This window comes from Larsenimonas suaedae (assembly GCF_023712105.1).
GTDB lineage: Bacteria > Pseudomonadota > Gammaproteobacteria > Pseudomonadales > Halomonadaceae > Larsenimonas > Larsenimonas suaedae.
Map to the genome: position 1 here is coordinate 746,464 of NZ_JAMLJI010000001.1, position 14,629 is coordinate 761,092.

A 14,629-nucleotide genomic window follows, 5' to 3' on the forward strand; every position below is an offset into this window, starting at 1 on the left:
TTATTGACTACTGAGACATGGATCAAAACGGGCGCCGACGAATACGCCGGCGCCTTTTCTGATTTACTTCTCGCTTGTGCGGCCCTCATGAGTGTCTGATTCGGGCTGCTTGTTGAAGCGGCGCATCAAACGCTCCTGACCGCGCATGATGAAGACATAGGCTGCCGGCACGAACACGCTTGCAAGAATCGTGATCGAAATCATGCCCCCAACCACGGGCGTGCCGATATGATGTCGGCTCGCGGCGCTTGCACCTGAGGCCAGTGCCAGCGGCAGTGTGCCGCCGATGAAGGCCAGTGACGTCATGACGATCGGACGGAAACGAAGCCGGGCCGCAGTCAGGGCTGCATCGACGATGCTCTTGCCTTCATCGCGCTGCTGCTGGGCGAACTCGACGATCAGAATCGCGTTCTTGGCGGCAAGCCCCACGACCACCAGTAAGCCGATCTGCAAGTACACACTGGTGTCGAGCCCACGCATCCAGACCGCGAGCACCGAACCGATGAACGCGAACGGCACCGCCGACACAACAGCGATCGGTAGCGTCCAACGCTCGTACTGCGCCGCCAGAATCAAAAAGACCATGATCAAGCCGAACACGATCGCAAGCGTCGATGCGTTACCGGCGTTTTCCTGCTGATAGGCTTCCCCGGTCCAGCCCATGCTGTACTGATCACCAAGCGTTTCGCGCACGACATCGTTCATCACGGCAATCGCCTGGCCGGAACTGTACCCCGGCGCGGGCTGGCCCTGGAACTGCGCCGCCGGATAAACACTGAACCGGTCGACGATCGTCGGCGCATTGGTTCGCTTAAGGGTAACAAGGGTCGACAGCGGAATTCGCTCGCCGTTTCCGCCACGCACAAAGACCTTGTTCAGATCGCTTGGCGAGCGCCTGAATTTGTCATCCGACTGCAGATACACCTGGAAGTTACGGCTATTGCGCGTGAAGTAGTTCACGAACGACTGGCCGAAGGTGCTTGAAAGAGTCGTATTGAGGTCGTTGAGATCGACCCCAAGGCTTTGAGCCTTGTTCTCATCCACTGTCGCGCTGTAGGTCGGCACCGAGACATCAAGCGTGGTGAAGACCTGCGCAAGTTCTGGCCGTTTCTGGGCCGCCTGCATGATCTTGAGTGACGCCTGATAAAGCTCCTGCGGCGAATCCCCGCCGAGCGATTCGAGATACCCGTTGAAACCACCGGTCGTTGAAAGCCCGATGATCGGCGGCAGGTTGAACGCCATCACCTTGCCACCAGGCAGCGACCCACCGATCTGCATCGTTTTCTGGATCATCTGGTCGGCGGTGATATCGCGCTCGGACCAGGACTTCATCGACACGAACACCGTGGCTTTCGCGGTATTTGCCGAGCTACTCAGAATATCGAAGCCGGTGATCGAGGTGGCGTACTCAACCGCTGGCACTTCCTCGATCTTGTCGATCAGCTCCTGAACGTACTCATCGGTGCGTGCAACCGACGACCCGGCCGGCAGCGACACCGAGGCGATCATCAGGCCCTGGTCGGTTGCGGGAATCAGACCGCCTGGCAGTTTCGAGTAGATAAAAAACGACAGCGCACAGGTGCCAAGTACCAGCGCCAGCGACACCAGCACGTGGCGAATCAGGAAGTTTACGGCGCTCATGAACCAGTCGGTCAGCTTATCGAAGCCCTTGTTGAACCACTCGAAGGGCCTGTTGACCGCGCGACTCAACTTCGACTGCTTCAGGTTTTCCTTGTGCTTGATAAAAATGGCGGACATCGCCGGCGTGAACGACAGGGCAACCAGCGCCGAGATGCTGACCGAAATGGCAATCGTGATGGCGAACTGCTGATACATCTTGCCGGTGAGTCCCGTCAGGAAACCGACAGGCACGAACACGGACGCCATGATCAGGGCCGTCGCGAGCACGGGCCCGGTCACCTCCCTCATTGCCTCGAAGGCAGCCTCCTTGGACGACACCTCCGGATTGTCCTCGAGAATACGCTCGACGTTCTCGATCACGACAATCGCATCGTCCACCACGATCCCGATGGCAAGAATCATCCCGAACAACGACAGCAGGTTGATCGAAAAGTCGAGCATGTACATGCCGGCGAACGTGCCGATGACCGATACCGGCACCACCGACATGGCAACGAGTGTCGATCGCCAGTTCTGCAGGAAGATGAAGACGATCAACGCCACCAGAATCAGAGCTTCAACAAAGGTATGCAGCACCGATTCAATCGACGCATTGATAAATAGCGTCGTGTCATAGGGCACTACGTAGTCAAGGCCTGCCGGGAAACGCTGCTTGAGATCGCGCAGTGTCTGTTTGACCTCGCCAGCCACTTGAAGGGCATTGGCCCCTGGCTGCTGATAAATGGCGATTGGCGCGATGGGGTTATTATTAACCCGGCCCTGAATGCCGTAGGAGGTCGAGCCAAGCTCGACGCGCGCAACATCGCTCAAGCGAAGCGCGCCACCATCGGCCTTGGTCTTTAATAGAATGTCCTCGAACTGCTTGACCGACTTCAAGCGCCCCTGGGTCGTGATTGTATAGGTGTTCGACGTAGCACTTCGCTGGGGCTCGGCGCCAAGCTTACCGGCCGAGACAACGGTGTTCTGGGCCTGAATGGCCTGGGACACTTCGGCCGGCGTCAGATCATACTGGGAAAGCTTGTCCGGGTTGAGCCAGATACGCATGGCGAACTGCTGATTGCCCAGAACCTCGGCCTGCCCGACCCCGTTGAGCTGCTTGATCTCATCGACAATATTGATGTTGGCGTAGTTATTGAGATAGAGCGAGTCGTATTGACCGTTGGGCGAATAGAGTGCGGCAAACATCAAAATGCTGCTTGATTGCAGCTCGACGGTCACGCCCTGATTCTGCACGGCCGACGGCAGACGCGACAGCGCCCTCTGTACGCGGTTATTGACGTTGATGGTCGCGATATCGGGATCAGTCCCGATATTGAAATAGACCTTCATGCGCATCTGGCCGCTGTCCGCGCTCGATGAGCTTAGGTAGATCATGTTCTTGACGCCATTGATCTCCTCGGCAAGCGGTGCAGCCACTGTTTCCGATACGGTTTCAGCATCGGCACCCGGGAAGGACGCCGTGACCGACACCGTGACCGGCACGACCTGCGGGTACTGCTCGATAGGAAGACTTCGCATGGCCATGAAGCCGACCAGCGTAATGATGATCGACAGAACCGTTGCGAAAATCGGCCTATTTATAAAGAAGCTTGAAATATTCACGTAGGCACCCGTCTACTGGCTGTTTTTGTGTTCGGAAGCGCCACTGGAAGTATCTTTACCACTTACGCTTGTATTGCTTTCAGGCTGGGTCGTGGTCGCGCCGTTCTTGCCGGACGGGTCGGTCGGCGTATCCGACGGGTCACCGTCGAACGCTTGCGGGTCGATCTTGTCACCGGGAGACACGCTGCCGATAGAAGAAACCACCACGCGATCACCGGCCTTGAGCCCTTTCTTGATGATCATCCGGCTGCGAGCCTGCTCCCCAAGCGTCACAAACCGACTCTGAATGACATTTTTCTCATCAAGTATATAAAGCTGCGGCCCCTTAAGCCCCTCGGTCACCGCGCTTTGGGGAACAGCCAACGCATTGAAATGCTTGACGTTCATGAGCTTAACCCGCACGAACAGCCCCGGAAGAAACATCTGATCGGGGTTATCGAACACGGCACGGGCCTGAACAGTACTTGTGCCCTCGTCCACGCGAGAACCTAGAAAATCGACCTTGCCGACCAGTGAGACATCAGTGCTGTCGCTTTCATCGGCATAGGGAAACGCGAGCTGGGCCTTGATCGGCTCGCTATTGTCACGCGCCTGCTGGCGCCGGAGAGAAAAGGCCTCATCCTGCGGAATGGAAAAACGGACTTCGAGCGGATTCAGCGGCGTCACTTCCGTGAGTGTCGTACCGCTGGTGACGTAATTACCGACGTTAACGTCATTAAGCGCCACTTTGCCGTTGGTCGTGGCCTTTACCGTGGTATAGCCCAAATCAATCTGAGCGTCATCGAGCGCTGCCTTGGCCTGTGCGAGCGAGGCCTGCGCCGTACGGTAGCTGCTGAGCGCTGCATCGCGCTGCTGCTGACTGACCGAGTTCTGTTTATAAAGGCGTTCATAACGGCGGTAATCACTGCGCTCATTTTCAAGCGTCGCCCTGGCACTCTCGACGTCGGCCTTGGCCTGATCGACTGCAGCCTGATACTGCGCCGGCTCGATCACAAACAGGGTCTGCCCCTTTTCGACGGTCTCCCCGGGCGAATAGAGCTGCTTTTCGAGCACGCCGTTGACACGAGCAACGATATCAGCCGAAAGATCGCTTCGAATCTTGGCGGGGTATTCTCGATCAAGCGTCAGATCACCTGGTTGAACGGTCTCGACCTGCGCTTTCTTGGCCGTTTTCTGCTGGGCACCCTGCTGGCCCTGCTCGTCCTTGCCGTCACTGCACCCGCCGATCAGTAAGCTGGCCGCAAGCATCAGCCATAGTGGGCCTTTGGCCAGATTTCTGACGTCATGAACGCTCATGGGGCTTACTCCGGTAAAAAAAGATGGGGACACTGGTCAGTTTAGATGCATTCATGTATGTATGTAAACTGACGTAGTTGCTTTACAATCAGCGCTCGATACTTGGCAGAGGACTCAAACGATGGCGCGACGAACAAAATCCGAGGCGGAATCCACCCGTCAGGTGCTTTTGGACTCGGCAGAAACGCTATTTTACGAAAAGGGCGTTTCGCGCACATCGCTTGAACACATTGCCAAGCACGCAGGCATGACTCGGGGCGCCGTCTACTGGCACTTCGAAAACAAGAATGCGCTATTCAATGCCTTGCTCGACCGAGTCAAGATGCCCCTTAAGCAGTTGATCGAAGACCTCGAGGAATCCGAGCATTCCGGTCACCCGCTTATCGATCTCGAGCGCGCAATCAACCTGGCCTTCGAGCGCATCACTCAGCCGCGATACATGCGCACCTATACCATTCTCCTGTTTCGGTGCGAGCACACCAAGGACATCGACCCGCTCAAAAATCACAATGCCATGGTGCACGAGAGCTATGAGCACATGGTAAAGCTTTTGACTCAAGCCCAACGTGACAATCTGATTAAGGAAAGTATAGATCCTGCGTGCGCCTCGAGGCTGATTCATGTATCGCTTCAAGGGCTCGTCAACGATTGGTTACGCGATACGGCCGTATTCGACATCAAGGTCGAGGGCCGCCATATGATCAGCCTCTTGCTCTCGATGCTGAAAGCCTGATGCGCCAGCTCAAATAGCACACATAAAAAAAGCAGCCGGTCGGCTGCTTTTTCATATATTCAAAACGTCATTATTCGAGCGGAATTGACAAGGTCATGACTGGCTCACCGTTGGCGTCGCGCTTGCCATCATTATAAAGGATGCGCGAGTGATCCACCTTGATTTGCTCACCGTGGGTCAATGCCCAACCCAGCGCCATGTGCTGAAAAACGCTTTCGAACTCGTCCCAGCAGTTCAATGTCGTCTGGATCTCGCGGCCCGGTTCAACGCAAAGCCAGCGAAGCGGCAGCGGCGGATTCCAGGTTTCGCGCTTGGCCATGCGGTAACCGATATCCTTGCGAATACGGTGCTCGGGCGTGATGCGCGGATCGTCATAGACAAAGCAGACCGGCTCAAGAATGCACTCTTTGGTGCCACGCGGGCACAGATCCAGCAGGTGGCGGCGGATGCTCTCCTCACTGCCCTGCTCTTCACCGAAGGCACGCATGACCAGAAAGTAAGACGCTTCTTCCTTCTCGACGACCTGAACCGGACGGGCGTCCTTGGCGGCAACCTTGGTGGCACCCATGGTCACACGAAGCGTATCGCGGTAAGTGCGCGGCGACATGTCGAAGTGACGACGGAAAACACGACTAAACGCGGCGTGATCCTGATACCCACATTCCAAAGCAACTTCCATGATGCTTTTGCGAGTATACACAAGCAGCAGTGCCGCACGGTCAAGCCGGATCGCTGCATGGTAATCGGTCGGGGTAATTCCAAACGACTGCTTGAACTTGCGACGCAGATGAGAGGTGGACAGACCGACCTGCTTCGCGACTGCCGTCATGGGCAGCAGTTCATTGGTGTGCTCGTGAAGGATTACTTCTGTTGCCGCTACATCGAATTCTTTGCCATTCATATCGTGTTCCATCCCTTTAACGATATTTTTTTAGAATGCTTGTCGAAGGCCTGTGGCCTTTCAGGGCAGCAGCACGAAGTTCTTCGTCTTCTTTTCACCAGCCACACGCCGCATCCCGCACGCTGTATGGCTCGTGGCTAACTGCCTCAAGCTTGGGCAAAGCCTAAAGGGGGGGCATAAGTAAAGGAAGAATGAATCTAGAGATGCTTATAAAAATGGCGCTTGGGGGCGGGAACAAAAAACCAGAAGATTAAGCCGATATTATTCTTATAACTAATACCCAAAAAACAAAGGATTAGAAAAGTAATACCTTACTTTAAAGCAAAAAAATAAATCCTTTAATAAACAGCACTTTAGATAAAAAAGTAGGGAAGGTAAGCAAACCACCACATAGTCACATAAAAATACCAAAAATCACTTCAACACACTTTTTATATCAAAATGACCAATCAAGGTATTAAAAAGCGCATTTACAAGAATTGCTTTTTTACTTCTCCTTATGAAAAAAACGTCATCAAAACCCGCGTTGTACACGGGCTTCATAAACATTACGCCGGTTCATTTACCATACTGGCGCGAAGACGCGATACCGCCTGGCTGTGAAGCTGACATACTCGTGACTCGCTGACGCCCAGGATGGAACCGATTTCCTTCAGGTTAAGCTCTTCCTGGTAATAGAGTCCAAGCAACAGCTTTTCGCGCTCGGGCAAATTATCGATGGCCGATGCCAACTGCTGGCGATCGGCAAAGGCAAAGAAGGATTCCTGTGGGGTTGCCATCGACGCCACATCAGAAGATACGTGCGACGCCTCACTTTCATCGGAACTTGTATCCTCGAACGGCAGCAAGTACCCGTTGTTGGTGTCATTGAGGACCTTACGGTACTCCTCAAGGGTGATACCAAGTTCCTCGGAAATTTCGCGCTCGGTCGCAGGCCGCGCGTTTTCCTGTTCGAGTTTATGAATGGCGCGATCGATATCACGGCTGGTACGGCGCACACTTCGTGGCAGCCAGTCACGGCTTCGAAGCTCATCGATCATTGCCCCACGAATGCGCTGGGACGCGTAGGTAGAAAAAGTAGCACCCTGGCCGGAGTCGAAACGATTGTACGCATCGAGCAGCCCGACCATGCCAGCCTGGATAAGATCATCCAGCTCGACGCTTGCAGGCAGCCTGACCTGGAGCTGCAGGGCCTGACGCCGAACGAGGGGCATATATTGATCAACCAGGTTCGACGGATTCAACTTGCCTTCGGCGGTATACATAGTCGGGGTCTCTGAAAGCCTGCTCAACCGAAATTCAAGTGCGGATGACACCATCCACGCTCACCATGCAGGCCATACTACGCGCGTAACCGCCCCGCCTAATCGCCAATAAGCCCTAATGTAAGTGGCTTGATTGTCTTTTTGGTCACGCCCCGTAACACTAGATACGTTTTTATACAATATTTTATTGTGTTCGATCTAAAGCAACCATGAGCCATGTCGATAACTTCACCAGCGGCGAGAACAGCCGCATAAAAATGGCGCCACCACCGCCATCTCCATAACACAGCGTTAAGGAATCGACATCATGGCAATGGTTATCAACACCAACACCCTGTCTCTTCAGACCCAGCAGAACCTGAACAAGTCACAGTCTCAGTTGAACAGCGCGATCGAGAAGCTCTCTTCCGGTCTTCGCATCAACAGCGCCAAGGACGACGCCGCCGGTCAGGCCATCGCCAACCGCATGTCTTCCCAGATCACTGGCTTGAACCAGGCGTCACGCAACGCCAACGACGGCATCTCGCTGGCCCAGACTGCCGAAGGCTCGCTTGATCAGGTCAACGACAACCTTCAGCGCATCCGTGAGCTGACCGTTCAGGCCCAGAACGGCACCAACTCCGCAAGCGACGTCGACTCCATCCAGAAGGAAGTCAACCAGCGCCTGGAAGAGATCAACCGCGTCACCGAACAGACCACCTTCAACGGCACCGCCCTGTTCTCTCAGACAGCCGCCACCTCCTTCAGTATCCAGGTCGGCGCCAATGATGATGAAGAAATCGACATCAGTATCGGCGCGGCCACTGGCTTCAACGTATTTTCCGCAACAGGCGGGAACGACGTTACTAGTGTCAACGGTGTCACTCGCGGTGTCACAGCCCAAGGCTTTGACGTTCTGAGCTCCACTGCGCTGGCCGACCTTGACGCCCAGCTCAAGGACGTCGACAACAACCGCAGCGACCTCGGTGCCGTTCAGAACCGCTTCGAGTCCGCAATCGACAACATTAGCACCACCTCGACCAACCTGAGCTCAGCGCGCTCACGCATCGAGGACGCCGATTACGCGACCGAAGTCTCGAACATGTCCAAGGCCCAGATCCTGCAGCAGGCCGGCACCTCGGTATTGGCCCAGGCCAACCAGACCACCCAGGGCGTGCTCTCCCTGCTGCGTTAATCACGCACTGCCATCACAAGGCCGGCTTATGCCGGCCTTTTTTATTGCTGCCGCCGGCCAAGCTATAAAAAGCATCAAAAAATCGCGCCTGATTCTGTTTTTAACCTCGGTTTGCGCTAAAGCGCCCGCGTGCAAGGCCGATATCTGAAACAGCGGCGAGAAAAGCCGCACAAGAATGGCGCCACCACCGCCATCTCCATAACACAGCGTTAAGGAATCGACATCATGGCAATGGTCATCAACACCAATACCCTGTCTCTTCAGACTCAGCAAAACCTGAACAAGTCACAGTCTCAGTTGAACAGCGCGATCGAGAAGCTCTCTTCCGGTCTTCGCATCAACAGCGCCAAGGACGACGCCGCCGGTCAGGCCATCGCCAACCGCATGTCTTCCCAGATCACTGGCTTGAACCAGGCGTCGCGCAACGCCAACGATGGTATTTCACTGGCCCAGACTGCTGAAGGCTCGCTCGACCAGGTCAACGACAACCTTCAGCGCATCCGTGAGCTGACCGTTCAGGCCCAGAACGGCACCAACTCCGCAAGCGACGTCGACTCGATCCAGAAGGAAGTCAACCAGCGCCTGGAAGAGATCAACCGCGTCACCGACCAGACCACCTTCAACGGCACCGCCCTGTTCTCTCAGACAGCCACCACCTCCTTTAACATTCAGGTCGGTGCCAACGACGGTGAAAACATCAGCATCAGCATCGGTTCCGCCTCCGGCTTCAACGTGTATACCACCACGGCCGCGAACGATGTTGCCAGCGTCAACGGTGTCACTCGCGGTGTCTCGGCCAACGGCTTCGACGTCATGAGCTCCACTGCGCTGGCCGACCTTGACGCCCAGCTCAAGGACGTCGACAACAACCGCAGTGACCTCGGTGCCGTTCAGAATCGCTTCGAATCCGCGATCGACAACATCAGCACCACCTCGACCAACCTGAGCTCAGCGCGCTCACGCATCGAGGACGCCGATTACGCGACCGAGGTTTCGAACATGTCCAAGGCCCAGATCCTGCAGCAGGCCGGCACCTCGGTACTGGCACAGGCCAACCAGACCACCCAGGGCGTGCTCTCCCTGCTGCGTTAATCATGCACTGGCATCACAAGGCCGGCTTATGCCGGCCTTTTTTATGGCTGAAAGCCACGCCTCTCTAGACAAGCTATAAAGACCGCCAAAAAATCGCGCCTGATTCCGTTTTTAACCTCGGTTTGCGCTAAAGCGCCCGCGTGCAAGGCCGATATCTGAAACAGCGGCGAGAACAGTCGCATAAAAATGGCGCCACCACCGCCATCTCCATAACACAGCGTTAAGGAATCGAAATCATGGCAATGGTCATCAACACCAATACCCTGTCTCTTCAGACTCAACAAAACCTGAACAAGTCACAGTCTCAGTTGAACAGCGCGATCGAGAAGCTTTCTTCCGGTCTTCGCATCAACAGCGCCAAGGACGACGCCGCCGGTCAGGCCATCGCCAACCGCATGTCTTCCCAGATTACTGGCTTGAACCAGGCGTCACGCAACGCCAACGACGGCATCTCTCTGGCCCAGACTGCCGAAGGCTCGCTCGACCAGGTCAACGACAACCTTCAGCGCATCCGTGAGCTGACCGTTCAGGCCCAGAACGGCACCAACTCCGCAAGCGACGTCGACTCCATCCAGAAGGAAGTCAACCAGCGCCTGGAAGAGATCAACCGCGTCACCGAACAGACCACCTTCAACGGCACCGCCCTGTTCTCTCAGACAGCCGCCACCTCCTTCAGTATCCAGGTCGGCGCCAATGATGATGAAGAAATCGACATCAGTATCGGCGCGGCCACTGGCTTCAACGTATTTTCCGCAACAGGCGGGAACGACGTTACTAGTGTCAACGGTGTCACTCGCGGTGTCACAGCCCAAGGCTTTGACGTTCTGAGCTCCACTGCGCTGGCCGACCTTGACGCCCAGCTCAAGGACGTCGACAACAACCGCAGCGACCTCGGTGCCGTTCAGAACCGCTTCGAGTCCGCAATCGACAACATCAGCACCACCTCGACCAACCTGAGCTCAGCGCGCTCACGCATCGAGGACGCCGATTACGCGACCGAAGTCTCGAACATGTCCAAGGCCCAGATACTGCAGCAGGCCGGCACCTCGGTGCTGGCACAGGCCAACCAGACCACCCAGGGTGTACTCTCCCTGCTGCGTTAATCACGCACTGGCACCACAAGGCCGGCTTATGCCGGCCTTTTTTATATCTACATTCCAGCACAAAATCCCAAATTGCACGGGTAACCAGTGCCTTTCCTCGCCCTAATTCACTAAAGCTTGTCCTTATACTTCTTATATCCCTACACTTTCAAAAGGTATGAGAATGAAGACCAAGCGCCCCTCAAAACAAAAAAAGGCACGTGACCAGTACATTCCCGCCACAAGCCAAAAAGAATTTTTAGCACTTTACGATGCATGCCGATTTCAAGATGCATGCGAGCTCGCAAAAAGCCTTACAGAGAACTATCCGAAAGATGGATTTGCCTGGAAAGTTTATAGCAGCTGCCTTTTAAAGACTGGGGATCCAGATAAAGCAAAAGTAGCTGCAGAGAGGTCCATTTCACTCGCACCTAAGGACGGACATGCTTGTCACTTTTTGGCACGCGCATATCACGAACTGGGCAACCCTCAGGAAGCGATAAAATACATTGTTAAAACAATTGAGTTGGCTCCAGAATTTTCACAGGGGTATTTCAGTGCAGCCGAAATATTCTCTGAAAGCGGTGATTTCGAAAAAGCACATAAGCATATCTTAAAAGCAGAGGAACTTGGATACAGCAACAAATCATGCCGCGTTTTAAAAGCGCATATAGCAGTTAAACTTGGAAATTACTCGGAGTCTATTGGAATTATAAATGAACTTCTCGAAACGGATCCAAACAACCCCTATCTCTTGAATGACGCAGCAAACCTTTATAAAGACCTAGGGCAGCTAGAAGCGGCCGAAGAGCTTTATTTAAAGGCACTCAATGAAAAACCAGATTATCATACAGCTTACTTTAACTACATCATAGGCAAGCATTACAATCCAAATGAAACATCTGAAAATATAACTAAAACAATTAAAAATTGGAGCCATCATTTTAGTGAAAATGCAAAGCCATTTTCACATAAAAATCGTTTTGACGATAAAGGAAAGATTCGAATCGGCCTAATATCATCGGGGTTTCGACTGCACCCTGTCGGCCAAATGATAACTTCCGCCCTTGAAAAAACAACGGATGAACTGGAGTTACATGGATATTCTACGAATAACTCCAACGACTTTCTTACAAAGAGAATTGCAAACAGATGTCGTACCTGGAATTTAATAGGCAAGCTAAAACCTGATCAGCTGGCAGATAAAATACATTCAGATAAAATCGATATACTGATCGACCTATCCGGCTATGGTGATGGCAGCAGGCTAACCTGTCTTGCCTTGAAACCAGCACCAATCATAGTTAAGTGGGTAGGTGGCCTTATTAATACAACGGGCCACCCGTCTATAGATTATTTAATTAGCGACAATTACGAAACTCCAGCGGATTCAGATGATCAATATACTGAAAAATTGATCCGCATGCCTGATGATTATATTTGCTACACACCTCCAACATATGCGCCTCCAATCACCTCGCTACCGGCTCTAACAAATCGTCACGTTACATTCGGCTGCTTCAATAACCCATCCAAGATCAATGGAGAGCTTTTGGAGCAATGGGCAACGATCATGCATAGCATGCCAAATAGCCGATTATTTCTTAAAAGCATTCAATACTCGAGCAAGGAATATACTCAGGTTATTTATAATGCGATGGCAGATCTTGGTATCACTTCGGATCGGATCGACATCGAAGGTCCTTCCAAACATAGGGAGTTGCTAAACGCCTATAATCGCGTAGATATCGCACTGGACACTTGGCCCTACTCTGGTGGATTGACCACCTGTGAAGCATTCATGATGGGCGTACCTGTAGTAACCTTACCTGGTCCTACATTTGCCGGACGTCACTCTGCAACACATCTTATCAATGCAGGTATGCCCGAACTGGTTACTTCCAGCTGGGAAGAATATCGTCAGCGCGTTATTGAATTAGCAAGCGACATCACCAACCTCAGCTTGATTCGTGCATGTTTGAGGCAATTTCTTTTACAGTCGCCAGTGTGTGATGCGGAAAATTTTGGCAATAATTTCTCTAAAGCTATGCGTGCCATTTGGAAAAGACATTGTTCCGGCCTGAAACCAGAAAAACTTTCTTTTGACAATAACGGATTACCACAATTTACAACCTGTGATGGCGACATCACAATCAGTGACGACAATAAATTTGAGCTCCCTAATTCTCCGAGGATGAGTGAACTCGAACGTCAACTTTTTGAAGAAACTCTTGCCGTTACAAATAGCTATTTCGAATATGGAACAGGAGGATCGACGGTTGTTGCAGTAAACAAAGGCTTAAAAGTCTTCGGAGTTGATAGCGACATCATCTGGATCGAAGAATTAAAACAAAAACTTGGAAATAATTGCAAAATTGGACACATCGATATAGGTCCAACCAAAGAATGGGGATATCCTCAAAACAATAATAAGCAGGAGCGCTTTAAACTCTATAGCGCAAGTATTAATGAGCATAAATTTGGCTTCGATTTTATTCTTGTAGATGGCCGATTTAGAGTTGCGTGCACTCTCCAAGCAATTATTCACAGCTACAAATATAATAATGGAAGGTCTAAAATAATGATTCATGACTTTTGGAACCGCCCACAATATCATGCAGTCCTACTTTTCCTCGAACATGAAAAGACTTCTGAAACTGCCGGGCTGTTTATACCAAGAAAAGAGTTAGATATAACTAAGGTTGAAGAATTTTATGAACAATATAAAAATATAGCTGATTAACTTATAAATCCCTAAAAATAACGAAAAGGCAGACGGTAATCGATCTGCCTTTCTTAAAGTTTCTTGAGTCTCAGCCGTTACCAAAAAGAAAAGCGACAAACCTCTTCACCCGTACGTTTTTCCTATTAACGAAACGTGGTGCCCAACATGACGTCATCTTCGATTCCGCCGGCTTCTAATGCCCTCTCGCTAACTTCACCCATCATGCCTCATGATACGTCCCAGGCATCGGCCAGATCGTGGCCATCCAGTACAAGCTCTTTTCAGGAAAACAAACAAGACACTGATCAGGTGGATATTGCCCCCGATGACGTTGAAACACTCAACGGCCTGCTTGGAGGTTATGGGGTTCAATTCACGCTGAATGATGATATCGATCGTATGGTGGTGCAGTTGGTCGATAAATCGAACGGCGAGGTTATTCGTCAAATCCCCTCTGAGGAAATGGTCAATATCATTCAGCGCATGAAGGAAGGCTCGCTTCAGCTGATTCAGACAGAAGCATGAATAAAAAAAGCCCACCAGGAGGTGGGCTTTATAGCGCAAGTGGGCGGCATCACACCTGCATGCTCATGATCTCTTTGTAGGCACTCATCAATCGGTTTCGAACCTGAACGCCCATTTCAAAGGACACACTCGATTTTTGCATATCAATCATGACATCGTTAATGCCAATGCCCGGATCGCCTCGCTCGAACGCTTCTGCCTTGGCGTTGGCGGCTTGTTTCATGCCATCGATGCGATCGATCGATGATTTCAGCATACCGGCAAAACTTACGTTGTTATCACTGCCTTGATCATTGTTGAGTCCAAACGATGTTCCCTGCGCCTGAGTTGCAGTCGATTGCAACTGCTGAACCACAGACTGTAAGCTACCTGCAGACTCGATCGCCATGAGCCCTCCCAAAGATTAAGTCGTTATGTATCGATCTGGAACAAGCTTACCAATTGGGCGCCCGCCCCGATTACAATAATTAACGATCAAAAACACACCTTTTCAGTCCATAGCCTCGCCCGCCTTTAGCAATAATACCCTCGACCCAAGCCGCAACGAGCAAAAGCGCATCGTTGATACAACGTCGGCATGTATTTAGGGCATA

11 protein-coding genes are annotated in these 14,629 nt (G+C 52.4%); 6 read left to right on the top strand and 5 right to left on the bottom strand.

Features of this window, described 5'->3' with window-relative positions; genetic code table 11:
* Window positions 1–63: 63 nt before the first annotated feature.
* Window positions 64–3,243 (bottom strand): efflux RND transporter permease subunit, encoded by a 3,180-nt coding sequence (locus NAT49_RS03590; RefSeq protein ID WP_251590358.1) that lies wholly within the window; start codon window positions 3,241–3,243, stop codon window positions 64–66.
* Between the two features lie 12 nt (window positions 3,244–3,255).
* The gene (locus tag NAT49_RS03595) at window positions 3,256–4,539 is read right to left on the bottom strand and encodes an efflux RND transporter periplasmic adaptor subunit (RefSeq protein WP_251590359.1); all 1,284 of its coding nucleotides are present in this window, start codon (window positions 4,537–4,539) and stop codon (window positions 3,256–3,258) included.
* A 121-nt stretch (window positions 4,540–4,660) separates the two neighbouring features.
* Here NAT49_RS03595 and NAT49_RS03600 point away from each other — a divergent pair, with 121 nt between their 5' ends.
* Window positions 4,661–5,272, top strand: coding sequence for a TetR family transcriptional regulator (locus tag NAT49_RS03600; protein ID WP_251590360.1), 612 nt, complete (start codon window positions 4,661–4,663; stop codon window positions 5,270–5,272).
* A gap of 70 nt (window positions 5,273–5,342) precedes the next feature.
* On the opposite strand, the gene NAT49_RS03605 is transcribed toward NAT49_RS03600, so the two are convergent.
* Both NAT49_RS03605 and NAT49_RS03610 read right to left on the bottom strand, forming a co-directional pair.
* The gene (locus NAT49_RS03605; RefSeq protein WP_251590362.1) at window positions 5,343–6,173 is read right to left on the bottom strand and encodes a helix-turn-helix domain-containing protein; all 831 of its coding nucleotides are present in this window, start codon (window positions 6,171–6,173) and stop codon (window positions 5,343–5,345) included.
* A gap of 548 nt (window positions 6,174–6,721) precedes the next feature.
* Window positions 6,722–7,438, bottom strand: a complete 717-nt coding sequence (locus NAT49_RS03610) for an RNA polymerase sigma factor FliA (protein WP_251590363.1) — start codon at window positions 7,436–7,438, stop codon at window positions 6,722–6,724.
* 307 nt (window positions 7,439–7,745) lie between these two features.
* On the opposite strand from NAT49_RS03610, the gene NAT49_RS03615 reads away from it, so the two are divergent.
* From NAT49_RS03615 to NAT49_RS03635, 5 genes are all read left to right on the top strand, one after another.
* The gene (locus NAT49_RS03615; RefSeq protein WP_251590364.1) at window positions 7,746–8,612 is read left to right on the top strand and encodes a flagellin N-terminal helical domain-containing protein; all 867 of its coding nucleotides are present in this window, start codon (window positions 7,746–7,748) and stop codon (window positions 8,610–8,612) included.
* 225 nt (window positions 8,613–8,837) lie between these two features.
* The gene (locus NAT49_RS03620) at window positions 8,838–9,704 is read left to right on the top strand and encodes a flagellin N-terminal helical domain-containing protein (protein WP_251590365.1); all 867 of its coding nucleotides are present in this window, start codon (window positions 8,838–8,840) and stop codon (window positions 9,702–9,704) included.
* 236 nt (window positions 9,705–9,940) lie between these two features.
* A complete protein-coding gene (locus NAT49_RS03625; protein WP_251590364.1) occupies window positions 9,941–10,807 on the top strand; it encodes a flagellin N-terminal helical domain-containing protein in 867 nt (288 codons plus the stop codon).
* Window positions 10,808–10,970: 163 nt separating this feature from the next.
* The gene (locus NAT49_RS03630) at window positions 10,971–13,529 is read left to right on the top strand and encodes an O-linked N-acetylglucosamine transferase, SPINDLY family protein (RefSeq protein WP_251590366.1); all 2,559 of its coding nucleotides are present in this window, start codon (window positions 10,971–10,973) and stop codon (window positions 13,527–13,529) included.
* 147 nt (window positions 13,530–13,676) lie between these two features.
* Window positions 13,677–14,036 carry a flagellar protein FlaG gene (locus NAT49_RS03635; protein ID WP_251590367.1) on the top strand — a complete coding sequence of 120 codons (360 nt, stop codon included), beginning with the start codon at window positions 13,677–13,679 and terminating at the stop codon, window positions 14,034–14,036.
* 49 nt (window positions 14,037–14,085) lie between these two features.
* Here the strand turns inward: NAT49_RS03635 and fliE are convergent, their stop codons facing one another.
* The gene (gene fliE, locus NAT49_RS03640) at window positions 14,086–14,424 is read right to left on the bottom strand and encodes a flagellar hook-basal body complex protein FliE (protein ID WP_251590372.1); all 339 of its coding nucleotides are present in this window, start codon (window positions 14,422–14,424) and stop codon (window positions 14,086–14,088) included.
* Window positions 14,425–14,629: the final 205 nt, after the last annotated feature.

Coding starts and splice junctions, on each gene's coding strand:
- NAT49_RS03595 (WP_251590359.1), bottom strand. CDS start 4,539: ATGAGCGTTCATGACGTCAGAAATCTGGCCAAAGGCCCACTATGGCTG.
- NAT49_RS03600 (WP_251590360.1), top strand. CDS start 4,661: ATGGCGCGACGAACAAAATCCGAGGCGGAATCCACCCGTCAGGTGCTT.
- NAT49_RS03605 (WP_251590362.1), bottom strand. CDS start 6,173: ATGAATGGCAAAGAATTCGATGTAGCGGCAACAGAAGTAATCCTTCAC.
- NAT49_RS03610 (WP_251590363.1), bottom strand. CDS start 7,438: ATGTATACCGCCGAAGGCAAGTTGAATCCGTCGAACCTGGTTGATCAA.
- NAT49_RS03615 (WP_251590364.1), top strand. CDS start 7,746: ATGGCAATGGTTATCAACACCAACACCCTGTCTCTTCAGACCCAGCAG.
- NAT49_RS03620 (WP_251590365.1), top strand. CDS start 8,838: ATGGCAATGGTCATCAACACCAATACCCTGTCTCTTCAGACTCAGCAA.
- NAT49_RS03625 (WP_251590364.1), top strand. CDS start 9,941: ATGGCAATGGTCATCAACACCAATACCCTGTCTCTTCAGACTCAACAA.
- NAT49_RS03630 (WP_251590366.1), top strand. CDS start 10,971: ATGAAGACCAAGCGCCCCTCAAAACAAAAAAAGGCACGTGACCAGTAC.
- NAT49_RS03635 (WP_251590367.1), top strand. CDS start 13,677: ATGACGTCATCTTCGATTCCGCCGGCTTCTAATGCCCTCTCGCTAACT.
- fliE (WP_251590372.1), bottom strand. CDS start 14,424: ATGGCGATCGAGTCTGCAGGTAGCTTACAGTCTGTGGTTCAGCAGTTG.